We start from the raw sequence: 26,736 nt of genomic DNA, 5'->3' as shown, positions 1-26,736 counted from the left end.
GACGCTCATGCTCCTGCCGGTAAGGTCGGGCGACGTGTCCAAACTCCGGCGCCGGGTGGTCGAGGCCGCGGAAGCGGCGCTGGCCAGGCAGAAGTACGTCAGTGCGATCGATGTGTTCACGGGTGTGGGATGGCTGCGTTCGAGCCATGTGGATCGGTGGCGGCAGGGGCGGATCGACGCGCTCGAGCAGGCGGCCGCGGTGGACGGGCAGCGGCTCGGCGATGCGGTCGGCATCCTGCGGGACTGGGCGCACGAGCAGGGACTGGCCCCCAGCGAGGCGGCCTATCTGTCCGGGAGCCGCGACCGGCAGGCGCTTCGATTCCTCGAGTCGGGCGACGATTCGGCGTTCCGGATGCATTGGCTCGCACCCGATCTCACACCCGCGCGCCGGGCGCAGCTGGAGCGGCGGCAGAACAAGGCGCCCGATCTGACGGTCGTCGCGGCGCAGGAACCGTGGACCTGCGCCGAATGCGCGGAGACCGGGCCGTATCTGATCATGTCCGGTACCGGGGCACTCTGTCTGACCTGTGCCGATCTGGACCATCTGGAATTCCTGCCCGCCGGAGACGCCGCTCTGAGCCGACGCGCCAAGAAGGAGAGCGTGCTGGCCGCCGTGGTCGTCCGCTTCAATCCGCGCCGCAAACGCTATGAGCGCCAAGGCATCCTCGTCGAGGAGCGGGCCCTGGCCCGGGCCGAGGAGCAGTGCCTGGCCGATGAGGAGGCACGGCTGCGCCGCCGCGAGCGCGACCGCGTGCGGCGGGCCGAACAGGACGTCGAATTCCAGGCGCTGATGGCCGCGGAGATCCGGCGGCTGTTCCCCCGCTGCCCGGCCGAGCGGGCCACCGAGATCGCGGTGCACGCGTCGGTGCGGGGCAGCGGCCGGGTCGGGCGCACCGCCGCCGCCAAGGTGCTCGACGCCGAGGCCATCACGCTCGCCGTCATCGCCTCGGTGCGTCACCTCGACACCGGGTACGACCGCCTCCTGATGGAGGGCGTCCCCCGCGCCGACGCCCGGGCCGAGATCCGCCCCACCGTCGACCGCGTCCTGAACTCCTGGCGCTGAGCGGGTCGATCAGGCCCGGAAGGCGGCGAGCAGCCCGTCGGCCACGGCCTCGACCGACGGCAGGAACGTCTCCGCGACCGCGCCGAGCAGATACCGGTGCAGGGCCCGCTGATGGGCGGCGCCGACGAGCAGCACCGCGCCCGCCACCGGGTCCAGCTCGGAATTCACCAGCCCCGCTTGCTGTTCGGCGCGCAGCACCTCGGCGACCGAGCGCAGCGCCAGATGCGGGCCGACCTCGCCCTCCCGGCGCGCCAGCAGTTCGCGCAGCTGCCGATCCGACTGCAGGGCACCGAGAATCGGCATGATGCCGAGATAGAAGCGCTCGAGGCCGGACAGCAGGGCGGCCAGGGCGTCGCGCAGATCCCGGTTCGGGGTGCGCCGCCCCAGCATGACCGCGGCGTCCGCGAAGCCCGGCAGGTGCTCGCCGACCACCGCCCGCAGGAGTCCGAGCCGGTCGCCGAAGTGGTAGAAGATGCTCGATTCGGCGACACCGGCGCGGCGCGCGATCTCCTTGGTGGACAACGCCGTTCCCGTCTCCGCCAGCGCCTGCTCGGTCGCCCGCAGCACCGCCTCGCGGACTCCGGTGGACGGGCGGCCTCGTCGCGATTCCGCCACGGATGCTTCCTCCTTCTTGCGCGATCACTCAGGAAAGAGGTTAAATTACTGAGTCACCACTCAGTAATTAGCGTAGCGCCGAAGGGCTGATCATGACCACGCAGTCTCACAAGGACACCATCCGCCGCCTCTACAAGAACCTGGAGGCGGGCAACCCCGACATCGCCGACGAGCTGTTCACCGACGACTTCATCACCACCGAGGGCGACCACCGGAATGTCGTCGGCGCACAGGGATTCAAGGATACGGTGCGCGCGATCCACGCCGCCTACACCGATCCCTCCTTCGACATCCTCGACATCATGGGCGAGGACGACGGGGTGATGGTGCGCTGGCGGATGCAGGCCACCCACACCGGGGAGCTCATGGGCATCCCCGCCACCGGCCGCAAGATCAGCATGGAGGCATTCGCCCTGTTCCGTTTCGTCGGTGACCGGATCAGCGCGCGGCACGCCGTCGTCGACCGTCTCGGTCTGCTCCGGCAGCTGCAGGCCGACTGATCCGGGGTATTACCGCGGGCAGCGGGCGACCGCGACGGTGATGCCGGGTCGCACCCGCTTGGGGACGACGAGGTCCCCGCCCGCGGCGGCCCGCAGCGCCGCGGCCTCGGCGACGCTCGGTACGCCGATCGCGGCCGCGGTGCGCGCCCGCGGATTCGGCACCTCGACCTCCGCCAGCTCCGCGACCTCGAACGCCACGATCGGCACCCCGAGTTCCGCGGCCGCCTCGACCAACCCCGGCTCTCCGGCACGCCGATCCACCGTCGCCAAACACCGGACCACCTTGTCGCCCACCGCTTCCCGGATTGCGTCGACAATGTCCACCGCCCGCACAGACGGCCGAAGCCCCACCCCCACAACAAATTCCGCGCCGGTCATGCGCCTCTCCCCCGAGCAGCCAACATGGCGGACAGGCGGTGGTGGGTTGCGCTGTCGCCGATTCGAGGAGCGTCAGGCATCGGAACGCTCGGCTGCGTAGGCGGCTGCCGCTGCGACGAATCTCGCTGTGGCCGTGGGATTTCCCGCGGGGTGGGTGTGCAGGTAGGAGGCGTGGACCCGGTGGACCACGGCGCCCTCGCGGACGGTCCGGCCCTCCGGTGATCGCCATCCCCAGGCGGGGGGCTGTGACTCGGCGGCGGTCAGGTGGGTGCGGTGGAATTCGTGACCGCGCACCCGATCGCCCGCCCGCCAGAGCGGAGAATCCGTCAGCGCCACCGCATCCCGGTATCCGAGGGTCAGGCGCGGCCCGAATTCGGCCGCCACGTCGACGACCCCGGCCATGCGGTGGCCGTCGAGTGAGCGGGCCAGATACAGCAGCCCGGCGCATTCGGCGTGCACGGGCATCCCCCGCCGCGCCGACTCCGCCACCGCGGACAGCAGCGGGCCGTTGCGGGCGAGCTCGGCGGCATGCTCCTCCGGGAACCCCCCGGGAAGTACCAGACCCGCTGTGTCACGGGGCAATTCATCACGCATCGGATCGAAGGCGACGACGGTCGCACCCGCGGCCTCGAGCAGCTCGCGATGTTCGGCGTACCCGAAGGTGAACGCGGCCCCACCGGCGACCGCGATCACGGTCTCCGCACCCCCGGTCGGGCCATGGGCCACCGATCCCACGAGCCGCGATTCGGCATCCGCCCCGACGTCACTCGATACCGCTGCGCCGGTGAGCCTTCCGGACTCGACGCCACCTTCGACCGCGGAGTCGACACCCTCGGTGGCGGCAGTCGAGAGTGCGTCGTGCACCGTTCCGGTCACGGCGGCCACCGCATCCCAGGCCGGACCGTGCACACGCGCGGCGGCCAGCCGGGCGATCGCCGCCAGATCCACGTGCGCCGCGACGAGTTCGGTCATCGTATCCACCGCCGCCCGCGCCGCGCCGCCGTGCTCCACGGCCGGAATCAGACCCAAATGCCGTGAGGGAACGGATAATTCGGCCATACGCGGCAGAGCGCCGAGCACCGGCATGCCCACCCGGGCGCAGGCGGCCCGCAGCACCTGTTCGTGGCGTTCACTGCCCACCCGGTTGAGAATCACTCCCCCGAGCCGGATCCCGCTGTCGAAGGTGGCGAAACCGTGCAGCAGCGCGGCGAGGCTCTGGCTGTGCCCGCGCGCATCGACCACGAGCACCACCGGCGCCCCGAGCAGCGCCGCGACCTGCGCCGTCGAACCCTCGGCCACCGCATCGGCCCGGTCGTCGTCGATGCGGCCGTCGAACAACCCCATCACGCCCTCGACCACCGCGATATCGCAGCCGCGGGTGCCGTGCCGATACAGCGGCACCACCCGGTCGGTGCCCACCAGCACCGGATCCAGATTCCGTCCCGGCCGCGCCGCCGCCAGGCCGTGATACCCCGGATCGATGTAGTCGGGTCCCACCTTGAACGGCGCCACCGCATGCCCGGCCCGCCGCAGCGCCCCGATCAAACCCGTTGCGACCGTGGTCTTCCCGCTCCCCGAGGCGGGCGCCGCGATCACCACCGCGGGCGTACTCACCGCCCGCCTCCGGGCACCCGGACAGCACCGCGCGGTCCGACGGGTGCGGAATTCACCACTCGATGCCTCGCTGGCCCTTGCGACCGGCGTCCATCGGGTGTTTGACCTTGCTCATATCGGTGACGAGGTCCGCGGCGTCGACGAGTGCCTGCGGGGCATCGCGGCCGGTGATCACCACATGCTGGTTGCCCGGGCGGGCGCGCAGGGTCTCGACCACCTCGTCCACGTCGACCCAGCCCCATTTCAGCGGGTAGGTGAACTCGTCGAGGACGTAGAAGCGGTGCTGTTCGGCGGCGAGGCGGCGGGCGATCTCCTGCCACCCGGCCAGCGCCGCGGCGGCATGGTCTTCCTCGGTGCCGGGCTTGCGCACCCACGACCAGCCCTCGCCCATCTTGTGCCATTCGACCGCCCCGCCCGTCCCCGTCTCCTCGTGCAGGCGCCCGAGCGTGCGGAAGGCTGCCTCCTCCCCCACCTTCCACTTGGCGCTCTTGACGAACTGGAACACCGCGATGTCGAAACCCTGGTTCCAGGCCCGCAGCGCCATCCCGAACGCCGCCGTCGACTTCCCCTTGCCCACACCGGTATGCACGGCGAGCACGGGCTGATTGCGCCGCTGCCGCGTGGTCAGCCCGTCGTCGGGAATCGTCTCCGGAACACCCTTGGGCATGTGCTCTGCTCCTTGTCTGCTGCGCTGCCGCTCCACGGTGCCATACCCGGACCAGCGCCGATTCTCGGGCCCGCCCGTACCCTGGACCTCATGCCGGACACCCCGCCCGGTCCCGAGATGGGACGGCTGCTCGAGCTGGTCGCCGACCGCCGCGTGGCGGTGCTGACCGGCGCCGGAATCTCCACCGACAGCGGGATCCCGGACTATCGCGGCCCCGGTTCGCCGCCCCGCAACCCGATGACCTACCAGCAGTTCGTGGGCGATCCTGCGTTCCGGCAACGGTATTGGGCACGCAACCATGTCGGCTGGCGGCGCATGGATGCCGCGCGACCCAACCCCGGGCATCGGGCGCTGGCCCGCCTGGAGCGCGCCGGCATCGTCACCGGCCTGATCACCCAGAACGTGGACCTGCTGCACACCAAGGCGGGCAGCCGCCGCGTGCTCGACCTGCACGGCACCTACGCACGCGTGCGCTGCCTGGGATGCGAGGCCCTGATCTCGCGAATGGCCCTGGCCGACCGCCTCGAGGCCGCGAATCCGGGCTTCGCCGAGGCCGCGATCACCAGCGGACTCGAGGTGGCCCCCGACGCCGACGCGGTGGTCACCGACACCGATCACTTCCGGATGGTCGACTGCGCGCACTGCGGCGGCCTGTTGAAGCCCGATATCGTCTATTTCGGCGAGAACGTGCCCAGGGACCGGGTCGCCGCGGCATTCGAGGTGGTCGACGCGGCGGAGGTGCTGCTGGTGGCCGGATCGTCGCTGACGGTCATGTCCGGCCTGCGATTCGTCCGCCACGCGGCCAAGACGGGTCGCCCGGTGATCATCGTCAACCGCGGCGCCACCCGCGGCGACGACCTCGCCACCCTCGTGATCGACGCGGGGTGTTCCCCCGTGCTGTCGGCTCTGGCAGATCGCTGCCCCGCCCCCACCGCCGCCCGCGCCCCACTTGCCTCCTGACATCTGTCGGCACGGCTCGCGGCGGACCTGTCGGCGCGGCTTCAGCACCGACCCTCCGCGACGGCGGCGAGTAGCCGATCGGGGTCGTCGGTGCTGGTGACGACCGAACGCACCGCGACCCGGCGCACGCCCTGGATACGGGCGGGCACGGGTTCGGCCAGCTCGAGACGAACCAGCGACGACGACGCACGGATCAGGGACAGCCGCGCCGGTTCCGCGTCGAATTCGAGGCCGATCCCGGCGGGATCGCGGGCAGTCGCGTGATGACGCGCGGCGTCCCGAACCGCAGGCGCAGCACCCGCCCGGCGAGCCGATGCGAACTCCACAGCGGCGAGGCGAAGGCGAGCAAAACCGAGGCCAGCTGGACTGTTCGTTGGTTGGCCGTCGCGGCGGCCCGGCTATGCGGCTCGGGTGGTGCCCGCTGCTCGGACTGCTCCGGCGACGGAATCGCCGGTGAGTTCGGTCAATTGGAGGTAGGTCGCGCGGAGGTCGCGGGCCAGGTCGGCGGCCAGGCCGAGGCGGATCATGCCGCGCTCGCAATCCACCACCACTGCGGCGACGCCGTCTGCGGCGAGACGGCGGGCGGCGGCGCGGGCGCGCGGTACCGGATCGACGCCGCCGGTGGCGCGGCCGTCGGTGAGCAGGACCAGCATGGCGCGGCGCTGCGGATCGCGCACCCGCTCGCGCTGCACGATCTCGCGGGCCTTCACAAGTCCCTGCGCCAGTGGGGTTTTGCCGCCGGTGCGCAGGGCGGCCAGCCGCCGGACGGCGATGTCGACCGAGGAGGTCGGGGGAAGTACCAGCTCGGCCTCGGCGCCGCGCATGGTGATCACGGCGACCTTGTCGCGCCGCTGGTAGGCGTCGCGCAGCAGCGCCACCACCGCGCCGGTCACCGCGGACAGCCGGTCGCGGCCCGCCATCGACCCGGACGCGTCCACGACGAAAATCACCAAATTGCCTTCGCGCCCTTCGCGATACGCGCCGCGCAGGTCACCGGCCTGCAGCGCGAGCGGACCGGCGGACCGGCCGCGGGCGTGCTGATGCGGTGCGGCGGCGAACACGGTGCCGAGCAGATGCAGGCCCGCGGACGTATCCGAGGTGGCGCGGACGACCCGGCCGTGCCTGCTGTGCGCCCGGGAGCGGCGGCCCGGCGCGCCCTCCCCGACACCGGGAATCTCCCAGCGGGGCGGGCGCGCAACGGAATTCACGGGCGCCCCGGCCTTACCGTCGCGGGCACCACCACCCGGCCCACCGCCGGGCGAGCCGGGCCCGCCGTCGGGATCATCCGGCCCACCGTGAGGATCGTCAGGCCCGCCATGAGGATCGTCAGGCCCACCGTGAGGATCGTCAGGCCCACCGTGGAGATCATCGGGCCCACCGTGGGAATCGTCAGGCCCACCGCGGGAGTTGTCAGGCCCGCCCTGGGAATCGTCAGGGCCTTCCGGCCCGCCGTCGGGCCCGTCCGGATTGTCGGCGCGACCGCCCTCGGATTCGTCGCTATCGGAACCGACCTCGGGCTCCGATCCGCTTGTGCCCGAATCCGATTCGCCCCGGCTCTGCTCGGCCTGCTCCCCCGCCTGGCGCATGGCCTCGTCCAGCTGATCCTCGCTGATGCCCGGTTCGTCGAACGGATCGCGCCGGCGCCGGTGCGGCAGCGCCAATTCCGCGGCGACGCGCACGTCTTCGGCTGTCACACAGTCACTTCCGCGCCAGGCCGCGTGGGCGGTCGCGGTGCGAGCCACGACCAGATCCGCCCGCATGCCGTCGACATCGAAGGCGGCGCACAGCGCCGCGATGCGCCGCAGCTCCACATCGTCGAGCGCGACCTCGGCGAGGCGCTCGCGCGCGCCGAGAATCCGCTCGGCCACCTCCCGGTCGGCACCCGCGTAGCGCGCCGCGAATCCCGCCGGGTCGGCCTCGTAGTCCAGGCGGCGGCGCACCACCGCCATCCGCACGTCGACATCCCGGGAGGCCGCCACATCGACGGTCAGCCCGAACCGGTCCAACAGCTGCGGACGCAGCTCCCCCTCCTCGGGATTCATGGTGCCGACCAGCACGAATCGCGCCGGATGCGAATGCGACACCCCATCGCGCTCGATATGCACGCGCCCCATGGCGGCGGCATCGAGCAGCACGTCCACCAGGTGATCGTGCAGCAGATTCACCTCGTCGACGTAGAGCACCCCGTGATGCGCCGCTGCCAAAAGGCCGGGCCGGAACGCCTGCTCGCCGTCGCGCAGCACCCGCTCCAGATCCAGCGATCCGACCACCCGGTCCTCGGTCGCCCCGACCGGCAGCTCCACCAGCCGCGCGGGCCGCTCCCCGCGTTCGTCCACGATCGGCGGCAGCAGCTGCGCCAGCGCCCGCACCACCGTCGATTTCGCGGTCCCCTTCTCCCCGCGCACCAGCACGCCGCCGATCCCGGGATGCACCGCGCACAGAATCAACGCCAGCTGCAGCCGCTCCTGCCCCACCACCGCCGAGAACGGAAATCCGGCCTCATCACGCGCTGACGTGGTCGTATCGGTTCGCGGCGCCACAGTGGTTCGGGATTCGGACACGCCCCAACTCTAGGCGCGCCGCCCCCGCCGACCGGCGCCGCCCTCCTGTGAACAACCGCACTCACACAACTCTTCGCAACCGGCCCGCACCCGTCGCCCACTTCCGCACCCGGGGCCGATCTCCGATTACGCTGTGCCCGTGCGTGATCTGGCGAACGGGTTCGGCTACCTCGTGCGAGGGCAGCGGTGGGTGGCGACGCATCGGCGTTCGCTCGGGCTGGGCCTGGTGCCCGGCCTGATCGCGCTGCTGCTGTATCTCGCCGCGGTGATCGCGCTCGTGATCTTCGCGGGCGACATCGTGGAGTGGGCGACGCCGTTCGCCGACACCTGGGCCTCGCCGTGGCCGGGGCTGCTGCGGGGATTCCTCGCCGTGCTGCTGGTCGTGCTGGGACTGCTGCTGTCGGTGCTCACCTTCACCGCGGTGACGCTGGCGATCGGGCAACCGTTCTACGAGGCGCTGTCCGAACAGGTCGACCGGTCGCAGTCCCCGGACGGCACCGCGCCCGAATCCGGGCTGCCGTTGTGGCGCGAACTGTGGATCTCGATTCGCGACAGCCTGCGGATCGTGGTCCGGGCCGCGCTGTGGGGCGTGCTGCTGTTCGCCGCCGGATTCGTCCCCGTGGTGGGGCAGACCGTGGTTCCCGTGCTGGTCGTGTGCGTGACCGGATATTTCCTCACCCAGGAGCTCACCTCCGTGGCGCTGCAGCGCCGCGGTGTCGAACTGCGCGAACAGCTCGCGATGCTGCGGACTCGCCGAATGCTGGTGTGGGGCTTCGGAACTCCCCTCGCCGCGGCCTTCCTGATCCCGTTCGTGGCGGTATTCCTGATGCCGGGCGCGGTCGCGGGCGCCACCCTGCTGGTGCGGGACCTCGCGACCGACGGTGTCCCGGCGCGGCGAGACCAGCCGGTATGACAATCCGCGCGACAGCACGGCATCATCGGTCGCGTGAGATTTTCCGAGAAAGTTGTTCTGATCACCGGCGGGACCAGCGGGATGGGCCTGGAGACCGCGCGCCGGATCCTCGCCGAGGGCGGCAGCGTCATCATCACCGGCCGTGACCAGGCGAAACTCGATACCGCCGCCAAGGATCTCGACGGCGGCGACCGGCTGCTGGCGGTGCGCAACGACGTCGCCGACCTCACCGCGCTCGACGCGCTCATGGCCGCGATCCGCGACCGCTTCGGACGCCTCGACGTGCTGTTCGCCAACGCGGGTGGCGGGATCTTCAAGCCGATCGCCGAGATCACCGAGGCGGATTTCGACTCCGTGGTCGACATCAACTTCAAGGGCGTGTTCTTCACCATCCAGCGTGCCCTGCCGCTGATGCCCGGCGGTTCCTCGGTCGTGATCAACGCATCCTGGACGCTGCACCGCGGAAATCCCGGCGCCACAGTGTATTCCGCGACGAAGGCCGCCGTGCACAACCTCGCGCGCACCCTCGCCGCCGATCTCGCGCCGCGGGGCATCCGGGTCAACTCGATCAGCCCGGGCTATATCGACACACCGCTGTTCTCCGAGTCCGCGCTGCCCGCCGAGCAGGCGGCCGCCCTGCGGGGCCGCGTCGCCACCGGGCGTTTCGGGCGGCCGCAGGAGATCGCCGACGCCGTCGCATTCCTGGCGTCCGATGAAGCGTCGTACATCAATGGCCAGGACCTGGTCATCGACGGCGGATTGGTAGCGACCTTCCCGTCCTGAGACGGGATGCGCCGCAGCATTTCCGGCCGAGAACATGCCGGAAATGACGGAGCGGGCTGTCCGCTCAGGCGCCCACGGCCGCGCGTTCGCCCGGCATCGGATCGGCGACGTCGAGAAGTTCCTCCCAATGGTCCCGCGCCCATGCGCAGATCGCCTCGAGGGGCACCAGGATGCTGTGACCGAGGGCCGTCAGCTCGTAGGTGACCTGGCGGCCCTCGACGGTCCGGGCGCGGGCCCTGCTCACCGGCCTCCCCGCGGCGGGCGTCCCCCGCTTGGTCGCGATCGGCCTGTCCTCCAGCCTGCCCGGCACGGACGGCGTTCTACTGCGTGACGCCCGCCCACACCTTCTACGCGGTCACCGCCGACTGACGGCAGAGCGCTTGCGGGCGGACGCCGAGATCAGCCGCGGCGCATCGGAATGTGCGGGATGCCGTCCTCGATGTACTCCTCGCCGTCGGCCTCGAAGCCGTGCTTGGTGTACATGTCGACGAGGTAGGTCTGGGCGTTCAAACGCACCGGGGCCGAACCGGTTTCGGCGAGCGCCGCCTGCAGCAGCCGGGTGGTGTAGCCGTGACCCCGGGCGGGCGGCGAGGTGCACAGGCGCCCGATGCGGAACGAATCCACCCCGTCGTGATGCTCCTCCAGCAGCCGCAGGGTGCTGATGATCTCACCCTCGTCGTCGAGCCAGAGGTGCCGTGTCTCCGGCAGCAGGTCGAGTCCGTCCAGTTCCGGGTACGCGCACTTCTGCTCGACGACGAACACCTCGACACGAAGCTTCAACAGCTTGTACAGGGTCGCGGTGTCCAGATCTGCGGCCCACGACCTCTTGAGAGCAACCGTTGACATCATCGCGTCTTGCTATCACATAGATCGGCGCTACGCGACCCCGGCCGGTGTCGGCGTGTTGTCGCTCACGTCGTCGCGTGTCAAGTGCAGGGCCTTGTTCGACCAGTCCCACACCTCGCTGTAGAGCGCCTGATTCTCCGAGAGCTTCACGCCCAGCGACGGCACCATTTCCTTCAGCTTCGGCGTCCAGCCGGCGTACTCCTGCGGGAAGCACCGCTGCAGCACGTCGAGCATCGCGCTGACACAGGTCGACGCGCCCGGCGAGGCCCCGAGCAGTCCGGCCACCGAACCGTCGGCCGCGGCGATCACGGCGGTGCCCAGCTCCAGCACCCCGCCGACGCCCTTGCGGCGGATGATCTGCACGCGCTGACCGGCCGTGATCAGCTCCCAGTCCGGGCCCTCGGCGCGCGGGATGAACTCCGCCATCGTGTTCACCTTGCCGGACTGCGACTTGAGCAGCTCGCTGACCAGGTACTTGACCAGGCCCAGCTCGGTGACGCCGACGCCCAGCATCGGCGTGAGGTTGCCCGCGCGCACCGACTTCAGCAGATCGGTGAGCTTACCGTCCTTGAGGAACTTCGGCGTCCAGCCCGCATAGGGTCCGAACAGCAGACCCGCCCGGCCGTTGATGACGCGAGTATCCAAGTGCGGCACCGACATCGGCGGCGCGCCGACGGCGGCCTTGCCGTACACCTTCGCGTTGTGCCGCTGGATCAGATCCGGATTGGTGCAGCGCAGAAACTGGCCGCTGACCGGGAATCCGGCGAAGCCCTTGATCTCCTTGATCCCCGACTTCTGCAGCAGCGGCAGCGCGTAGCCGCCCGCGCCGACGAAGACGAACTTCGCGTTCACCGTGCGGGTGGCGCCGGTGCGGGTGTTGCGGGACCGGACGTTCCAGCTGCCGTCGGACTGCTTGTCGAGGTCGAGAACCGCGTTGCCGAAGGCGATTTCGACGCCGCTGGCACCCAGGTAGGCCAGCAGCTGCTTGGTCAGCGAGCCGAAGTCGATATCGGTGCCGGAGTCGGTCCAGTTCAGCGCGACCGGTTCGGAGTAGTCGCGCCCCTTGGCCATCAGCGGCAGCCGCCGCGCGAACTCGTCGGGCGCGTCGATGTACTCCATGCCCTCGAACAGCGGGTGGCGCGACAGCGCCTCATACCGCTTACGCAGGTAGTCGACGTTGTCGGCGCCGTGGACGAAGCTGACGTGCGGGATGGGGTTGATGAACTCCGAGGGCTCGCCGAGCACCCCGTTCTCCACGGCGTACGCCCAGAACTGCCGCGACACCTGGAAGCGTTCGTTGATGTCGACGGCCTTGGACACGTCGACCGAGCCGTCGGCCTGCTGCGGGCTGTAGTTCAGCTCGCAGAGCGCGGAATGGCCCGTGCCCGCGTTGTTCCACGGGTCGCTGCTCTCCGGCGCGGCGGCGTCGAGCCGCTCGAACATGGTGATCGACCAGTCCGGCTGCACCTGACGTAGCAGTGCGCCGAGGGTGGCACTCATGATGCCGGCACCGATGAGTACTACATCGGTCTTTTCAGTCATCGCAGCGTTCGGCACGGGTAGATCGACTTCCTTGTCCTGCGCGGGTCAGCAACTTCAGCGGGAAGGTTACCCGCCGTTCACTTCAACCTGATTCTGCCCCTCACCATGCCCGATTCGGAATCGGACCACGCCCGGTGTGACGGACTTCCCTCCGGCTGCCGCGGCTGAGCGGGTCGAATATCGTGGAGCTGTGACGAACGAGACGCCGGTGGCACCCGTGCGCACCGAGGGCTGGCAGGCCGATGTGCTGGGCAAAGGCTACGAGCAGCTGACCATTCCGCTGGGCGCCGACCCGGACGGCGAGGGCACCGCCGAGGCCACGCTGGTGCGCTACGCGGCCGAGGGTCCCGAGCGGGCGGCAGTGTTCGATGCGGCGTCCGCGGGTCCCTCCGTGGTTACGCGGGCTGCCGCCTCCGGTCCCGTCGCTCCCACCGGGGTGGTGCTCTACATCCACGGCTTCACCGACTACTTCTTCCAGCGGCACGTGGCCGAGCACATGGTCACGCGCGGATATCGCTTCTACGCACTGGATCTGCGCAAGTGCGGCCGCTCGCTGCGGCCGGGGCAGACCGCGCACTACGTCAGCGATCTGGCGCTCTACGACGCCGAGTTGAACGAGGCGCTGCGCATCGTGCGGGAGGAGACCGGGCTGCCCGTGCTGCTGATGGCGCACTCCACCGGCGGACTGGTGGTGCCGCTCTGGCTGGATCGGCTCAACCGGACCGAAAATGGTGCGGCACAAGACATCACGGGCCTGGTTCTCAACAGCCCGTGGTTCGATCTGCAGGGCCCGTCCTACTACCGGACCGTCGGCACGGCCGTGATTCACGGGCTGGGGCGGCTGCGGGCGATGACCAGGCTGCCGGGCGCCGAGGTGGACACCTACGGCGCCAGCCTGCACCACAGCGCATCCGGCGAGTGGGACTACAACCTGGACTGGAAGCCGCTGGCCGGGTTCCCGGTGCATTTCGGCTGGCTGCGGGCGATCCGGCAGGGGCATGCGCGGCTGCAGCGCGGGCTCGATATCGGGGTGCCGACGCTGATCCTGCGGTCGAAGGTGACGAAGTTCATGCGCCGGTACGGTCCCGCGGCCGATGTCGCGGACACGGTGCTCGATGTGCGCCAGATTCAGCGCTGGTCGGGCTGCCTGGGCGACCGCACCAATATCGTGCCGATCGAGGGCGCGCGCCACGACGTGTTCCTGTCCTCGGAGCCGGTGCGTGCCACGGCCTTCGCCGAACTCGACTCCTGGCTCACGTGGCTCGCGGAGTTCAGCGCGAAACCCGCACGCGCGGAGTAGATCTCACCACAGGCCGCTGCGCAGCACGATCTCGGTGGCGAGTTCGTGGTCGGCCTCGGTGGCGACGTGGGCGACGTCGACCTGCGTGACCCGGAATTCGCCGTAGACGTGGCGCCCGCTGGCCTCGGCGGCGGTGCGCGGCAGTTCTTTGGTGGCGATCACGGTGGTGGGCAGCTCCACGGCCGGGCAGGTGGAGTCGGCGACCGTGCCGCCGGGGCCCGGGACGGCCGGATGCGCGCGACCGGCGACGACCAATCCGATGAACCGGCCGAATCCCCGCGCGGACAGCTGCCAGGCCAGGTCGGCTCCGGCGCCGACCCCGGCGAGGTTGGCCCAGGGGACGCCGAGCTCGTCGAGGATGGCGTATACCGCGGCCGAGTCGAGGTCGTCGAGCGTCTCGACCGCGATCGTGCGCAGGTCGGAGGTGTGCAGGCGAGTGGCCACCCGGTCGTAGACGTCTACCGGGTCGCCCGCATCAGGGAGCAGCAGCACGGTGTGCCGCGAGTGCGGTCCGCCGACTCGCACGGTCCACGCGCGGTCCCCGACCGCGATCCGCCGAGTTTCCATGGAGCCCCACGCTACACGCCACCGCGAGCCCCGACCGCGTGTTGCTGCCCACCATTCAGGCCAGTAGACGCATCCCCGCCGACTCGGCCACCCAACGCCCGGCGGCCGCCACCAGGCCACAGGCAGACAGGAACGGCGCACAGCGCCCGATGCGGCGTGCAGGCGGGTTTCAGTGCCCGATTGTGAGGACGGGCAGGTCGGGTGGGGGGCCGGTGGAGAGCAGGTGGTCGATCTGGTTCAGGTCGAGGTGCTTCTCGATCAGGTCGGCGAGCAGGTCGAGTTGGGCGGTGCGGATGGCGGTGACCGAGATATCTTCCGCGGCAACGAAACCCGTGCGAGCTGCCTGAGTTGCGACGTCTCGGAGCCAGGCTCGCCGGAAATCGTCGGACTCCAGCAGGCCGTGCAGGTGCGTGCCCCAGATCGCGCCGCGCACACTGCCTTCGGCGCTGCCGTCGGACAGTTCCAGCCAGGCCCGCTCGCCGTGTCGGCGTACGCGTCCATGGTGAATCTCGTAGCCGTGCACCGTGATCCGCGCATCGGGTGCCGCAGTACCGCTGTCCCGCGACCGGGCGACGCCGGGCGACGAGCCCGGGTAGGTGCGCGTACCGGCGGTGCCGCTCGACGGGGCCTCCCGGTCGATCACGTACCCGCCCGTGCGGCGCAGCACCTTCGGGTCGGCGAATTCGATCTCCAGGTCCAGCAGGCCGAGCCCGGGGACTTCCCCGGCCGCGGATTCGACCTCGTCCAGAATGCGTTTGCCCAGCATCTGGTAGCCGCCGCAGATGCCCAGGATCGGGCCGCCCGTCCGGGCGCGGGCGATCAGCGCGTCGGCAATCCCGGTGCGGCGCAACCACTCCAGATCGCTCACGGTGGACTTGCTGCCCGGTAGGACCACGAGGTCGGCGCCGGTCAGTCGCGAGGGGTCGTCCACCCACCGCACCGAGACGCCCGGTTCGCAGGCGAGCGCCTCGACATCGGTGGAATTGGAGATGCGGGGCAGCCGGATCGCCGCGACCGTCAACCACTCGGTGCCGACCGGCGGTCGCGGGCGCCCGACCGGGGCGTCGGAGACGGTGCCGAGCGAGTCCTCGGCGTCGATCCAGAGCTCGTCGGCGTAGGGCAGCACGCCGAGAGTGGGGCGGCCGGTGAGCGCGGCCAGCTGGTCCAGGCCCGGCCGCAGCAGGTCCACATCACCCCGGAACTTGTTGATCACGAAACCCGAGATCAGTTGCTGGTCTTCGGGTTCCAGGATCGCGACGGTGCCGAACAGGTGGGCCAGCACACCGCCGCGGTCGATGTCGCCGACCAGCAGGACCGGTAGATCCGCTGCCCGTGCGAGGCCCATATTCGCCAGATCCGTTGCCCGCAGGTTGATCTCGGCGGGGGATCCGGCGCCCTCGCAGATCACCACATCGAATTCGTCTCGCAGCGAGGACAATTCGTCGACGACGATCTGCCGCAGCCGCTGCCGATGCCGGAAGTAGTCCCCCGCACCCACGGTGTCGACGGCCCTCCCCCGCACCACCAGCTGCGACCGCCGATCGCTGCCGGGTTTCAGCAGCACCGGGTTGAACCGCACGCTCGGCTCCAGCCCGCACGCCCGTGCCTGTAGCGCCTGCGCCCGCCCGATCTCCCCGCCGTCCAGCGTCACCACCGAGTTGTTCGACATGTTCTGCGCCTTGAACGGCGCCACCCGCACCCCCCGCCGCGCCAACATCCGGCAGATCCCCGCCACCACAACGCTTTTCCCGGCATCGGAGGTAGTCCCCGCCACCAACAGCGCACCGCGCGGCGGGGTGCTCACGGGAGGGTGAGGATCTCGGCGCCGTCGTCGGTGACCGCCCACAGGCGCAAGCCTCGAATTGGGCGGGGTACTCACGGGAGGGTGAGAATCTCGGCGCCGTCGTCGGTGACCACCAGGGTGTGCTCGAATTGGGCGGTCCACTTGCGGTCCTTGGTGACTACGGTCCAGCCGTCGTTCCAGATTTCGTAGTCGATGCCGCCGAGGTTGATCATCGGCTCGATGGTGAAGGTCATGCCGGGCTCGATCACCGATTCGACGGCGGGCTGGTCGTAGTGCAGGATCACCAGGCCGCTGTGGAAGGTGGGGCCGACGCCGTGGCCGGTGAAGTCGCGCACGACGCCGTAGCCGAAGCGGTTGGCGTAGGACTCGATGACGCGGCCGATCACATTGAGCGCCCGCCCCGGGCGCACGGCCTTGATGGCGCGCATGGTGGCCTCGTGGGTGCGCTCCACCAGCAGCCGCGCCTGTTCGTCCACCTCGCCCGCGAGGAAGGTCTTGTTCGTATCGCCGTGCACGCCGTTGATGTAGGCCGTGACATCGATGTTGACGATGTCGCCGTCCTCGATCACCGTCGAATCCGGGATGCCGTGGCAGATCACCTCGTTCAGCGAGGTGCAGCACGACTTCGGAAAACCCTTGTAGCCCAGCGTCGACGGGTAGGCCCCGTGGTCGCACAGGTACTCGTGCACGATGCGATCCAGCTCGTCGGTGGTGACGCCCGGCGCGACCGCCCGGCCCGCCTCCTCGAGTGCCTGCGCGGCCAGCTTGCCGGCGAGGCGCATCTTCTCGATCGTCTCCGGGGACTGCACCCACGGCTCGCGGCCCTCGTTGACTGTCTTCTTCCACGCATATTCCGGGCGCTCGATCGAGCGCGGGACCTCGCGGATCGGCGACTGGGTTCCGGGAACGAGCGGTTTGCGGGTGCGGACTGACATGTCCTAAGCGTATCCGGACGCGCCGACGTGGCTCTTCCCTAGGCGATGTCGAAGTTGCGCCAGTGCCCGTGCAGTCCCTGGCCGCGCAGCGATGTGCTGCGCCCGTCGTGGATCGGGTGCAGGGTGATGAGCCCGAATCCGATGCGGACCGCCGTGGGCAGGCTGTCGGGGTGCGTGACGAAGACCGGCCTGCCGTCGATCCGCCAGGTGACCGTGCGGCCGTCGCGGTCGAGGGTCACCGCGTAGCGGTGGAATCCGCCCGGCGCGATATCGAGCCCGGCGAGCGGGGCGTGGACCACGTGGGTGAACGCGTCGGCCGGATCGACGACCCCGGGCACGAACAGGCGTTCGTGGATGGCGTGGGCGTGACGGCTGGTGACGATGAGGTCGAAGACGTCGGCGGTGGCCATGTCCAGAACGTTGAAGGCCGCGAACCCGTCGCGATAGTCCTCGCCGGTCGCGCCGATGTTCTCGGCGGTCATCTCCACCGAGAAGGTGCGCGGCCCGGCCGTGAGGTCGAACTCCTCGGTCGACACCAGTAGGTGCTTCGGGTTGTCGAGTATCTGCACCTGCGAGTGCGACCGGGTGAACTCGTCGATGCGGATCGAGACGGCGCCCGCGCCGACATCGGTCTTGGCATCGGGTTCGCGGTAGGTCCAGCTCTGCGTCTCGTCGAGGGGGACCTGGAGGTACTGCCAGCGGTCGTCACGCAGGGCGGGGCCGGACAGATCGTCGTACAGGGGCATCGCGAATCGTCCTTCGGGCGGTGCGGCGGGTTCGGGTGGTCAGTCGGCGGCGCGGCGCAGCGGGGTCACGACCGCATCGAGCCCGGCGGTCTTGTAGCCCACCCCACCGAGCAGCAGCCGCTTCTCGGTGCACCGGGGTTCGAGCGCGGGGCCCATGGGCCACCAGTCGTCGAGTTCGACCAGGCCCGGCTCGAGCAGCTCCAGATCACCGAAGAAGGCCGCGATCTCCTCCCGGGTGCGATACCAGCCCGAGCCGAGACCCGCTGTGATGAACCGCTTTTGGAGCTCGATCGCCATATCGTGGGCGTCGGAGCCGTCGGCGGGATCCCAGAAGTGCGTGATCGCGACGTAGGAGCCGGGCGGGACGGCGTCGATGTAGTGGCGCATGATGCCGACGGGATCGAGGGCATCGTCGACGTGGTGCAGGATGCCGCACAGGATCAGCGCCAGCGGCCGGGTCAGGTCGAGGTGCGCGCCGACCTCGGGGTGAGCCAGCAGCGTATCGGGTTCGGTCAGGTCCGCGGGGACGAAATGGGTGTACTCGTTGCTCTCCAGCAGCACCCGCCCGTGCACGTTGCAGACCGGGTCGTTGTCGACGTAAACCACTGCCGCGCAAGGGTTCTGCTGCTGCGCGATCTCGTGGGTGTTGCCGACGGTGGGCAGGCCCGCGCCGATGTCGAGGAACTGGTCGATACCGGCCGGGCCGGACAGGTACCGGACCACCCGGTGCAGCCACTGGCGGTTCATCCACGCGACTTCGCTTTGGCGCGGGGCGATTTCGGCGACCTTGTCCCGGACCACGCGGTCGACGTCGTAGTTGTCCTTGCCACCGAGAGTGGCGTCGTAGACGCGGGCGATACTCGCCCGCTCGGTGTCCACACCGACCGGCACACGCACTCCGGTGACCGGGGTGGATTGGGACACGTCGGACATGTCAGCCTCTCTGAGCAGGAGTGATGTGACTCATCAGCCTAGGACCACACGCGATGCGCGGCAACGAAATCGACAATTACCGCGGACGGGATGCGTCGTCGCGCGCCAGCACCCGGCCGGGCAGCCAGCCGCCTTCCACATGCGTGACCCGCCACCAGTCGACGGTGACGGCGATCGGTTCGACCGGTGTCGCCAGGAACGGCTCGATCCGAGGCTCCTTGCGCCGCAGCGCCTCGTACGTCTCCTCGCGGTCGGCGGCGCCGCGCACCACGGCCGTCCCGAGCCCCTGGGCGAACGGTTGCAGGAATCCCTCGGGCACGATCTTGACGCCGATGTTCGGATTCGCGCGCACGCAGTCGAGCGTGCGGCCGCCGGACTCGAGGACGAGGGTCAGCACGAACGGGTCGTCGTGCAGCACCGCGAAGAACGCGTTCGAACACCAGTTGACGCCGTCCTTCGAGGTGGCCAGGTCGATGCTGGTGCTGCGGAGAATATCGGTGAGCTTGGCGCGGATCTCCTGATCGGTGACCGCCGTGTCGGACGATGTCATGAGTGACTCCAATGATGTTGCGGTACTTAGGGTTTGCGACCTACGGCCCCGGCGATGAGCCGCTCCTCCGGCCAGGGTTCACGCAGCGCCGGCCCACCGGGCCACCACCGGTGCAGCGGCACCAGGCCCGGCGGCAGCAGCTCGAGCCCGTCGAACAACGGCTCCAGCTCGGCGCGGGTGCGCCAGCGCCCCGTCCCGAGGCCCTCGTCGTGCAGGGCCCGCTCGGCGCGGCGCGCCAGCTCGTGCAGTTGCTCGTCCTCGTCGCCGGGGTCGAAGAAGTGGCTGATCATCACGTACGAACCGGACGGCAGCAGGCGTATGTACTCGCGCATGATGCCCGCCGGGTCGCCGTCGTCCTCGACGTGATGCAGTGTGCCGCACTGCATCAGCAGCAGCGGCCGGTCCAGATCCAGATGGCGCCGGACATCGGGATCGGCCAGCACCGCCGCGGGGGCGGTCAGATCGAGGTCGAGAAAATGGGTGTCGTCATCGGCCTCGAGCAGTTCCCGGGCGCGCGCGACACAGACCGGATCGTTGTCGGCATACACCACCTCCACCTTGCGCCCGAGTTCCTGCGCGACCTCGTGCGTATTCTTCTGCGTGGGCAGTCCGCTACCCAGATCGAGAATCTGGTCGATTCCCGCTTCCCGGGTCACATAACGCACCACGCGCTCGAGCCACCGCCGATTCGTGCGACCGACATCGCTCTGGTGGGGTACCACCGTTCGCAGATGCTCGAATACCTGACGATCGATGTCGAACCAATTTTCACCGCCCAGCGCGTAGTCGTACACGCGAGCGATACTCGGCACCGTGGGATCGATACCACCGGTAGGGATCTCGTGTGTCGACGCCATGACTACCCCGTCCCTCAGCAGGCCGTTTGCGACGCGGGCCAGTGTACGGCGGCCGATTGTCGACACGCCCGGGATATTCGGTAATCAATCTTGTTGCCGCCGAAAGATATTCACATCCCGTCCGGCCCGATGACATGACATTCCCGGACGTGCGGCCGAGGACGAGTTTCCTGAATTGAAGTGCCGACAGGTAAAATTCGCGAACCGCGGGGGTGGCGACGCGGGTTCCCCTTGACGACGATCGACATCACTACTGCGACCGGAGGCGGTCCATGACCAACGGGCACGACAACGACGACGTGGAACCGGCCGTGGCCGAACGCGGTCCCACGGTGCTGCGGATCGCGCTCGGCAGCTGGCTGCGCCGCCTGCGCGAGGACTGCGGGATCAGCCGTGAGGACGCGGGCGAGGCGATCCGCGGCTCGCACGCCAAGATCACCCGGCTCGAACGCGGTCAGACCGGCTACAAGGAACGCGACGTCCGGGACCTGCTCACCCTCTACGGCGTAGACGATCCCGAACGCCGGGAGACCTACCTCGACATGGTCCGCCGCGCCAACCAGCCGGGCTGGTGGCACACCTACAACGACCTGCTGCCGTCGTGGTTCGAGACCTACCTGGGACTCGAGCACGCCGCGACGACGATCCGGACCTACGAACCCCAGTTCATCCCGGGCCTGCTGCAGACGGCCGAGTACACCCGCTCCATCGTCGCCCCGGGCCCGCCCCGAGAGACCGAGCGCCGCGTCGCCATGCGCATGCGCCGCCAGCAGATCCTCACCCGGCGCGAGGCGCCGACGCTGTGGGCGGTGATCGACGAGAGCGCGCTGCGGCGCCCCGTCGGCGGGGCACGGATCATGCGCGAGCAGATCGACCACCTGCTGCACGCGGCCGCCACGCTGCCCAATGTCCGCATCCAGGTGCTGCCCTTCAGCGCGGGCGGGTCCGCCTCGCCCGGATGCCCGTTCAGCATCCTGCGCTTCCGCGAGCCCGAACTGGCCGACGTCGTCTACACCGAACAGCTCACCAGCTCGGTGTATCTCGACAAGCCGCGCGACGTGCAGGCCTACATGTCGGCGATGGACCAGCTCAGCGTGCAGGCATTGCCACCGAAGGCCAGCATCGAATTCCTCACCGCCGTCCGGCGCGATATGCGCGACCACGATCGGCTGGACCGCGCCGCGGAATAGATCCGGACCACGGTCCGTTTAGCCTGTCGACAACTCCGAGAGCCGAGCGAGGACGGGCACATGGAACTGGGACTGACGACCTTCGCCGAACGGCATGCCGTCGGCGATCGCCCCGCGCCGAACGCGGGTGAGCGGCTGCGCCAGGTGGTCGAGGAGGCCGTGGCCACCGAGCGGGCGGGGCTGGACGTGTACGGCGTCGGCGAACATCATCGCGAGGACTTCGCGGCGTCGGCGCCGGAGATGGTGCTGGCGACCATCGCGGGCCGCACCGAGCGCATTCAACTGACCACCGCGGTCAGCGTGCTCAGCTCCGACGATCCCGTTCGCCTGTACGAGCGCTTCGCCACCCTGGACGCGCTGTCGAACGGCCGGGCCGAATTGATGGCCGGGCGCGGCTCGTTCACCGAGTCGTTCCCGCTGTTCGGCTACGACCTCGGCGATTACGACGAACTGTTCGCCGAGAAGCTGGCACTGCTGCTGCACCTGCGCGAGGAGGGGCCGGTGACCTGGTCGGGCAAGTTCCGCGCGCCGCTGCGCGACACCATCGTGTATCCGCGCACCGATCGGCCGCTACCGGTCTGGATCGCGGTCGGCGGTAGCCCCGAATCGGTCGCCCGGGCCGGACTGCTCGGCCTGCCGCTGGCGATCGCGATCATCGGCGGTGCGCCCGCCCGGTTCCGGCCGCTGGTCGACCTGTATCACCGCGCGCTCGAACAGGGCGGACACGAGCGGCAGCCGGTCGCGGTGCACGCCCACGGCTACCTCGCCGACACCGACGAGCAGGCGGTCGCCGATTTCTACGAGCCCTACGCCGCCGCCATGAGCGGACTGGGCCGCGAACGCGGATGGGGGCCCATGACGCGGACCCAGTTCGACGCCCTGCGCGGGCCGGGCGGCTCGCTGTTCGTCGGCAACCCCGACCACGTCGCCGAGAAGGTCGCGGATATCCGCGACACCCTCGGCCTGGACCGGTTCATGCTGCACCCGAGCGTGGGCACGCTGCCGCACGACAAGGTGCTGCACGCCATCGAACTGCTCGGGGCGAAGGTGGCGCCACAGGTGCGCTGAGAAAGGCGGCGTCCCCGGTGCCGCGAGAGCTCCGGGGACGCCGGGAATCCGGGGACGGTCCGCGACCGCGCGGGACCGTGACTCAGTTGCTCCTGGGGTACGGGTTGGGATACGGGAGCTGATTTCCGGAGCGGCTCTCGTTGTTGGTTCCGGCCCCGTCGTTGTGAACGTCTGGGGCCAAGGTCGGCTTACTGCCCTGGCTCTCATTATTGATTTGCGAGTCCTGGCCGGAGACGCTCGGCGACTCGGTGTCGCCGCCCTCGCCGCCCTCACTCCCTCCCTCGGATGGGGGTGCCTCCTCCTCGTCCTGGGTGTACCGGGCACCCCTGCCGCTCTCAGTGCCGCCGCCCGTGGTCCCGTTGCCCTCGGTGGAGGGACGCTGATCACGGCTGCGGCCGGAATCACCCGCTTCCCCGTTCTTCTTTTCGCGCGGGTTCGCGCCGTTCGCCCCCGGGGTCCCGTTCTCGACCTCGCCCTCGTCTTCCTGCTGGAAATTCCCGGCGCTGCCGGAGGGCGGCGGGGATGGCTGCTCGGCATTGGCGGCAACCGGCGCGACAATGATGCCCGCGGCGGCTGCGAGCGTGACGACACTGCGAATCATGTGGGAGTCCTTACTGGTCTCGGTGTGTTTCGCATCGGGTCGATCTCGTGCAGTCCCACGATAGGGGCGGGACATAATTCCATTTGGCAATCTTGTGGTTATCGGCGTGGTCGGCGTGTCGGGACAGGTGCCCAGCCGGGCGGTTAGCCTTCCCGATAGCGAAACGCCGACGGACGACACTCCGCGGCGACGAGAGGGCAGCGGGGTTGATGCGCGTGATACGGATCCGCCCGTCCGGTCCGGTGGCCGGGCGGGCCGAGGAACGGGCGCGACGGGCGATGGGTGTGGCGGCCGGGGTCGGCAGCGTGCTGTGGGTGTTCACCCACCGGCGGACCATCACCGCCCAGGCCGACCTCCTCGCCGCCTGGTGGACTCCGCTGGTGGTCACGCTGGTTTCGGTGGCCGGGTCGGCCCTGATCGTGGCGGGCGTCGCGCTGGGCGGCCGGGCGGTGGGCGTCGCCGCCGCGCTGCAGGCCGCGGCGGTGCCCGCGGGCGTCGCGGCACTGCCGCTGGCCGGTGAGTTCGGCGTCTTCGGGCCCGCGGGCACGTGGATGCCGCCCCTGGTCGCCGCGTCCGCGGTGGCGGGCGTGCTGGTGTGGCGGCGGGCGTGGCCGGTCAATCTGGTGTTGTCCGGGGTCGTCGCGGTGGCGGTGGACTTCTACGTCACGGGCGGCGCGAGCATCCACGGCGTCGGGGAGAGTCTCGCGCGGACCTGGGTGATGCAGGGGTTCTTCGCCTGTCTCACGGCCGCGATCCTGCGCGCGGCAGTGCAACTCGACGCGGCGACGGCGGCGACGGTGCGGCAGGCGGCGGTCGCCGCGTCGGCGGAGGCCACCGATCGGGAGCGGTCCCGCTTCGCCGGTCTCATCCACGACAATGTGCTCGCCACCCTGCGTGACGCCGCGCGCGACGGCCGCGCCACCCTGGTCCCGGCGGCCACGCGCACCCTGCGCCAGCTCGACGACAGCGCACACGATGACGCCGAAAAGGTCGCGGTACCAACCGCTGTCGAGACGCTGCGGGTCGCGGCGCTCGAGGTGGGCGGCGACATCACAGTCGATACACGAGTTTCTCCGCACGCGGCCGAACTGCCCGGCGATGTGGTGTCCGCGCTCGCCGCCGCCCTGGCCGAGGCGGTCCGAAACAGTGTGCGGCACAGCGGAACGGATCGCCGCGAGGTGGTGCGGACGGTGCTGGTGGTCATCGACGACGCGGGGGCGACCGTCCGGATCGGCGACGACGGAGCGGGATTCGACCCGCGGCGGGTGGCGAGCGATCGCCTGGGAATCCGGTCCAGCATCGTCGCGCGGATGCGCCGCCTGCCCGGCGGGGACGCGGTCGTCGAGTCGCGGCCGGGCCGCGGCACCGTCGTCACCCTGCGCTGGCTGCGCGCCGCACCGGCCGAGACCCCCCTGCCCGCGCTGATCAGCCTGCGCGGCGGTTCCGGGCTCGCGATGCTGATCCTGCTCGAGGCGGCCGTCGCGATGGTGATGGTCGGCTACCTGTCCGGGCGCGCCGATCCCCACGCGGCGATCGCCGGATACGGACTCGTCGGCGTGGCCGGGGCGGTCGTGCTGATCGCCCGGCACGACCCGCTGCCGCGGGCCGCCACCGCCGTCGCGGTCCTCGCGGGCCCCGCCGCCGCGCTCGCGATCCGGATCCACCCGCCCGAACACTTCGTCCACCACGAATCGTGGATCCTCGTCGCCTATTCGTATGTGCTTGCGCTGCTTGCCATTCGGGGACGCATCGCCGCGGCCTGGCTCGGCCTCGTGGCGGCCGCGGCGGTCTTCGCCGCCACCGGCGCCGGGACCGCCGCGGCGATCGACGGAGCCGCGGTCACCACCGGAACCGTGCTCGCCGCCACCGGCTTCGCCCTGTACATGCGGCCGATGCTGCGGTCGTTCCATCACGCCCGCGCCGAGGTCGCCAGGCATGCGGGCGCCGAGGCGCGCATCGCCGCCCGGGACCGCGAACGCCGTCGCCAGCTGTCCTACCTGGATCGGACGGCGCGCCCGATGCTGGAACTGATCGCCTCGGGCGAACCGCCCGACGCGGCGCGCAGGCAGGACTGCGCCCTGCTGGAGGCCCAGTTGCGCGACCGGCTGCGCGCACCGTGCTTCGACACCCCCGACATGGTCGACGCCGCCCGCGGCGCGCGGCGCCGGGGCATCACGGTCACGCTCCTCGACGACGGCGGCCTCGACGGGGTGTCCGCCGACATCCGCACCCGCACGATCGACGCGGCGACAGCGGCGGTCCGCGCCGCGGACGGACGAATCACCGTGCGCGCCTTGCCTCCCGGCCGATCGCTCCTGCTCACCATCGTGACCGAATCCGACCCTCCGCAACGCACCGAGATCGGCCGCGACGGAACACCCGCCGCGGCGCCGCGGCACCACAGCCCACTGCCGGGCTAGCCGGGACGACAAGGTCTGCGCGACAGGGGCTTCGGCTATTCGCGGAGGGTGGCTTCGAAGGCTATGCGGTCGCCGCGATAGAGGGCGCGGACACGTTCGACGGGGCGGCCGTCGGTGTCTACGGTGCGGCGGTGCAGCAGGATCATCGGGAGGGCGGTGGTGCATTCCAGCAGGGCCGCCTCGCGCGGGGAGGCCAGCACCGTCTCGATGCGCTCGCGCGCCGAGTCGAAGACGACGCCCGCGGCGCGGATCGCGGCGTACAGCGAGGTGGTCGGGTCGTAGTGCGCGCGGAGCCCGCCGAAACGCTCCCGGGTGAGGAAAGTGCTTTCCAGGCCGATCTTTTCGCCGTCGGCCAGCAGGATGCGCTCGAGGTGCATGATCGGCGTGCCGGTCGCGACGCCGAGCGCCGCGGCGGTATCGGCATCGGCGGGCACGTCGTCCCAGCCCACGAGCACGCGGCCGGGCGTGCGGCCCAGCCCGATCGCCGCCTCGGTGTAGGAGCGCAGCGACAGCGGCTGCACCAGCTTCGGGCGCGACACCACGGTGCCGCGGCCCTGCCGCCGAATCCGGCCCTCCACCAACAGATCCCGCAGGGCCTGGCGCACCGTCTCGCGCGCCACCTCGAACCGGCCCGCGAGCTCGCGTTCGGACGGCACCGGATCGCCCTCCTCGAGCCCGCCGATGATGTGCTCGATCTGCGTGCGCACGCGGTAGGTCTTGGGCAGCCGGTGTTCCGAATCCGCACGGCCGCCGGGCATTTCGTCGGTGCCGGTGACGGGCGTCACCGCTGTCACCTCGGTTGCGTCCATGCCCACAGCGTACCTCAATTGGTCTATACCAATTGTTAACCCAGCGTTCGCACGGGGAACACCCAACGGTCTAGACCATTGCCCATCATGGTCGGCATGCGATTGGTCATCATCGGCGGCGGCATCCTGGGCACCGCGCACGCCCTGGCCGCGATCGGCCGCGGGCACGAGGTCGTGCAGCTGGAACGCGAGGCGCAGGCCCGCGGCGCCACCGTCCGCAACTTCGGCCTGGTCTGGGTCTCCGGGCGCAGCGCGAACGAACTGGAGATCACGCTGCGGTCGCGCCGGCTCTGGGAGGAGATCGGCGGCAAGGTGCCCGGCGTCGGCTTCCGCCCGGCCGGTTCGATCACGCTGGTGCGCACCGAGGCCGAACTCGCGGTGGCCGAGGCCCCCCCGGCCCGGCCCACCGCGGCCCAGCCCGGTTTAGAACATCTACATCCCGAACCGGTACGCGCGCTGGATCCCGCGTTTCGGGGCAAATTAATTTCCGGCCAGGAAAGTTAGGACCAAGAGG

General features: G+C 70.3%; 27 protein-coding genes and 1 pseudogene. 10 read left to right on the top strand and 18 right to left on the bottom strand.

Translation table 11 applies throughout. The features are described 5' to 3' along the window. The first annotated feature begins 7 nt into the window (after window positions 1–7). Window positions 8–1,063 (top strand): DUF2293 domain-containing protein, encoded by a 1,056-nt coding sequence (locus tag QH290_RS06395; protein WP_425301733.1) that lies wholly within the window; start codon window positions 8–10, stop codon window positions 1,061–1,063. 9 nt (window positions 1,064–1,072) lie between these two features. Here QH290_RS06395 and QH290_RS06390 read toward each other — a convergent pair whose 3' ends face one another. Continuing rightward, entirely contained in the window at window positions 1,073–1,678 is a 606-nt protein-coding gene (locus QH290_RS06390; protein ID WP_280382236.1) for a TetR/AcrR family transcriptional regulator, read from the bottom strand. A gap of 92 nt (window positions 1,679–1,770) precedes the next feature. Between QH290_RS06390 and QH290_RS06385 the strand changes: the two genes are divergently transcribed. After that, window positions 1,771–2,178 (top strand): ester cyclase, encoded by a 408-nt coding sequence (locus QH290_RS06385; RefSeq protein ID WP_280266306.1) that lies wholly within the window; start codon window positions 1,771–1,773, stop codon window positions 2,176–2,178. A gap of 9 nt (window positions 2,179–2,187) precedes the next feature. On the opposite strand, the gene QH290_RS06380 is transcribed toward QH290_RS06385, so the two are convergent. From QH290_RS06380 to cobO, 3 genes are all read right to left on the bottom strand, one after another. Continuing rightward, window positions 2,188–2,556 carry a cobalamin biosynthesis protein gene (locus tag QH290_RS06380; protein ID WP_280382235.1) on the bottom strand — a complete coding sequence of 123 codons (369 nt, stop codon included), beginning with the start codon at window positions 2,554–2,556 and terminating at the stop codon, window positions 2,188–2,190. 72 nt (window positions 2,557–2,628) lie between these two features. Further along, a complete protein-coding gene (locus QH290_RS06375; protein ID WP_280382234.1) occupies window positions 2,629–4,170 on the bottom strand; it encodes a cobyrinic acid a,c-diamide synthase CobB in 1,542 nt (513 codons plus the stop codon). A 52-nt stretch (window positions 4,171–4,222) separates the two neighbouring features. Next, window positions 4,223–4,837 (bottom strand): cob(I)yrinic acid a,c-diamide adenosyltransferase, encoded by a 615-nt coding sequence (gene cobO, locus QH290_RS06370; RefSeq protein ID WP_280382233.1) that lies wholly within the window; start codon window positions 4,835–4,837, stop codon window positions 4,223–4,225. A 90-nt stretch (window positions 4,838–4,927) separates the two neighbouring features. Here cobO and QH290_RS06365 point away from each other — a divergent pair, with 90 nt between their 5' ends. Beyond that, window positions 4,928–5,797 (top strand): NAD-dependent protein deacetylase, encoded by an 870-nt coding sequence (locus tag QH290_RS06365; protein ID WP_280382232.1) that lies wholly within the window; start codon window positions 4,928–4,930, stop codon window positions 5,795–5,797. Window positions 5,798–5,838: 41 nt separating this feature from the next. Here the strand turns inward: QH290_RS06365 and QH290_RS06360 are convergent, their stop codons facing one another. After that, entirely contained in the window at window positions 5,839–6,123 is a 285-nt protein-coding gene (locus QH290_RS06360; RefSeq protein ID WP_280266301.1) for a hypothetical protein, read from the bottom strand. A gap of 72 nt (window positions 6,124–6,195) precedes the next feature. After that, window positions 6,196–8,337 carry a magnesium chelatase subunit D family protein gene (locus QH290_RS06355; RefSeq protein ID WP_280382249.1) on the bottom strand — a complete coding sequence of 714 codons (2,142 nt, stop codon included), beginning with the start codon at window positions 8,335–8,337 and terminating at the stop codon, window positions 6,196–6,198. Between the two features lie 160 nt (window positions 8,338–8,497). Here QH290_RS06355 and QH290_RS06350 point away from each other — a divergent pair, with 160 nt between their 5' ends. Then, window positions 8,498–9,271: an EI24 domain-containing protein gene (locus QH290_RS06350; protein WP_280382231.1), complete on the top strand. Its 774-nt coding sequence runs from the start codon at window positions 8,498–8,500 to the stop codon at window positions 9,269–9,271. 33 nt (window positions 9,272–9,304) lie between these two features. Next, window positions 9,305–10,054, top strand: coding sequence for an SDR family NAD(P)-dependent oxidoreductase (locus tag QH290_RS06345; RefSeq protein WP_280266299.1), 750 nt, complete (start codon window positions 9,305–9,307; stop codon window positions 10,052–10,054). A gap of 64 nt (window positions 10,055–10,118) precedes the next feature. Here QH290_RS06345 and QH290_RS06340 read toward each other — a convergent pair whose 3' ends face one another. From QH290_RS06340 to mqo, 3 genes are all read right to left on the bottom strand, one after another. Beyond that, window positions 10,119–10,364, bottom strand: coding sequence for a hypothetical protein (locus tag QH290_RS06340; protein WP_280382230.1), 246 nt, complete (start codon window positions 10,362–10,364; stop codon window positions 10,119–10,121). 89 nt (window positions 10,365–10,453) lie between these two features. Beyond that, window positions 10,454–10,903 (bottom strand): GNAT family N-acetyltransferase, encoded by a 450-nt coding sequence (locus QH290_RS06335; protein ID WP_280266297.1) that lies wholly within the window; start codon window positions 10,901–10,903, stop codon window positions 10,454–10,456. Between the two features lie 27 nt (window positions 10,904–10,930). Further along, window positions 10,931–12,442, bottom strand: coding sequence for a malate dehydrogenase (quinone) (gene mqo / locus QH290_RS06330; RefSeq protein WP_280266296.1), 1,512 nt, complete (start codon window positions 12,440–12,442; stop codon window positions 10,931–10,933). Between the two features lie 190 nt (window positions 12,443–12,632). Between mqo and QH290_RS06325 the strand changes: the two genes are divergently transcribed. After that, entirely contained in the window at window positions 12,633–13,742 is a 1,110-nt protein-coding gene (locus tag QH290_RS06325; protein WP_280266295.1) for an alpha/beta hydrolase, read from the top strand. Between the two features lie 3 nt (window positions 13,743–13,745). Here the strand turns inward: QH290_RS06325 and QH290_RS06320 are convergent, their stop codons facing one another. The 7 genes from QH290_RS06320 to QH290_RS06290 all read right to left on the bottom strand — a co-directional run bounded on the left by QH290_RS06320 (window position 13,746) and on the right by QH290_RS06290 (window position 20,134). After that, entirely contained in the window at window positions 13,746–14,309 is a 564-nt protein-coding gene (locus QH290_RS06320; protein ID WP_280266294.1) for an alpha/beta hydrolase, read from the bottom strand. Window positions 14,310–14,478: 169 nt separating this feature from the next. Further along, the gene (locus QH290_RS06315; RefSeq protein WP_280266293.1) at window positions 14,479–16,113 is read right to left on the bottom strand and encodes a cobyric acid synthase; all 1,635 of its coding nucleotides are present in this window, start codon (window positions 16,111–16,113) and stop codon (window positions 14,479–14,481) included. Between the two features lie 71 nt (window positions 16,114–16,184). After that, the gene (gene map, locus QH290_RS06310) at window positions 16,185–17,048 is read right to left on the bottom strand and encodes a type I methionyl aminopeptidase (protein ID WP_280266292.1); all 864 of its coding nucleotides are present in this window, start codon (window positions 17,046–17,048) and stop codon (window positions 16,185–16,187) included. Window positions 17,049–17,086: 38 nt separating this feature from the next. After that, entirely contained in the window at window positions 17,087–17,794 is a 708-nt protein-coding gene (locus QH290_RS06305) for a DUF6081 family protein (RefSeq protein ID WP_280266291.1), read from the bottom strand. 39 nt (window positions 17,795–17,833) lie between these two features. After that, window positions 17,834–18,727, bottom strand: a complete 894-nt coding sequence (locus QH290_RS06300) for an SAM-dependent methyltransferase (protein WP_280266290.1) — start codon at window positions 18,725–18,727, stop codon at window positions 17,834–17,836. A gap of 76 nt (window positions 18,728–18,803) precedes the next feature. Then, on the bottom strand, window positions 18,804–19,277 hold the full coding sequence (locus QH290_RS06295) for a hypothetical protein (RefSeq protein ID WP_280266289.1): 474 nt from the start codon (window positions 19,275–19,277) through the stop codon (window positions 18,804–18,806). 26 nt (window positions 19,278–19,303) lie between these two features. Further along, a complete protein-coding gene (locus QH290_RS06290) occupies window positions 19,304–20,134 on the bottom strand; it encodes an SAM-dependent methyltransferase (protein WP_280266288.1) in 831 nt (276 codons plus the stop codon). Between the two features lie 272 nt (window positions 20,135–20,406). Between QH290_RS06290 and QH290_RS06285 the strand changes: the two genes are divergently transcribed. Together QH290_RS06285 and QH290_RS06280 are read left to right on the top strand one after the other, a co-directional pair. Next, on the top strand, window positions 20,407–21,324 hold the full coding sequence (locus tag QH290_RS06285; RefSeq protein ID WP_280266287.1) for a helix-turn-helix domain-containing protein: 918 nt from the start codon (window positions 20,407–20,409) through the stop codon (window positions 21,322–21,324). A 60-nt stretch (window positions 21,325–21,384) separates the two neighbouring features. Continuing rightward, on the top strand, window positions 21,385–22,392 hold the full coding sequence (locus QH290_RS06280; RefSeq protein ID WP_280266286.1) for an LLM class flavin-dependent oxidoreductase: 1,008 nt from the start codon (window positions 21,385–21,387) through the stop codon (window positions 22,390–22,392). Between the two features lie 82 nt (window positions 22,393–22,474). On the opposite strand, the gene QH290_RS06275 is transcribed toward QH290_RS06280, so the two are convergent. Then, window positions 22,475–22,993: a hypothetical protein gene (locus QH290_RS06275; protein ID WP_280382229.1), complete on the bottom strand. Its 519-nt coding sequence runs from the start codon at window positions 22,991–22,993 to the stop codon at window positions 22,475–22,477. A gap of 209 nt (window positions 22,994–23,202) precedes the next feature. Here QH290_RS06275 and QH290_RS06270 point away from each other — a divergent pair, with 209 nt between their 5' ends. Continuing rightward, entirely contained in the window at window positions 23,203–25,413 is a 2,211-nt protein-coding gene (locus QH290_RS06270; RefSeq protein WP_280382228.1) for an ATP-binding protein, read from the top strand. 35 nt (window positions 25,414–25,448) lie between these two features. Here the strand turns inward: QH290_RS06270 and QH290_RS06265 are convergent, their stop codons facing one another. Continuing rightward, window positions 25,449–26,171 (bottom strand): GntR family transcriptional regulator, encoded by a 723-nt coding sequence (locus QH290_RS06265; protein ID WP_280264592.1) that lies wholly within the window; start codon window positions 26,169–26,171, stop codon window positions 25,449–25,451. Between the two features lie 147 nt (window positions 26,172–26,318). Between QH290_RS06265 and QH290_RS06260 the strand changes: the two are divergent. Further along, window positions 26,319–26,714, top strand: a pseudogene (locus QH290_RS06260) (FAD-dependent oxidoreductase); the annotation flags it as partial. Window positions 26,715–26,736 lie beyond the last annotated feature (22 nt).

Origin of the sequence: Nocardia wallacei (genome assembly GCF_029869545.1) — a bacterium.
Lineage (GTDB): Bacteria > Actinomycetota > Actinomycetes > Mycobacteriales > Mycobacteriaceae > Nocardia > Nocardia wallacei_A.
Note: the sequence above shows the minus strand (reverse complement) of the source record. Positions and strands in the feature narration are given on the sequence as shown.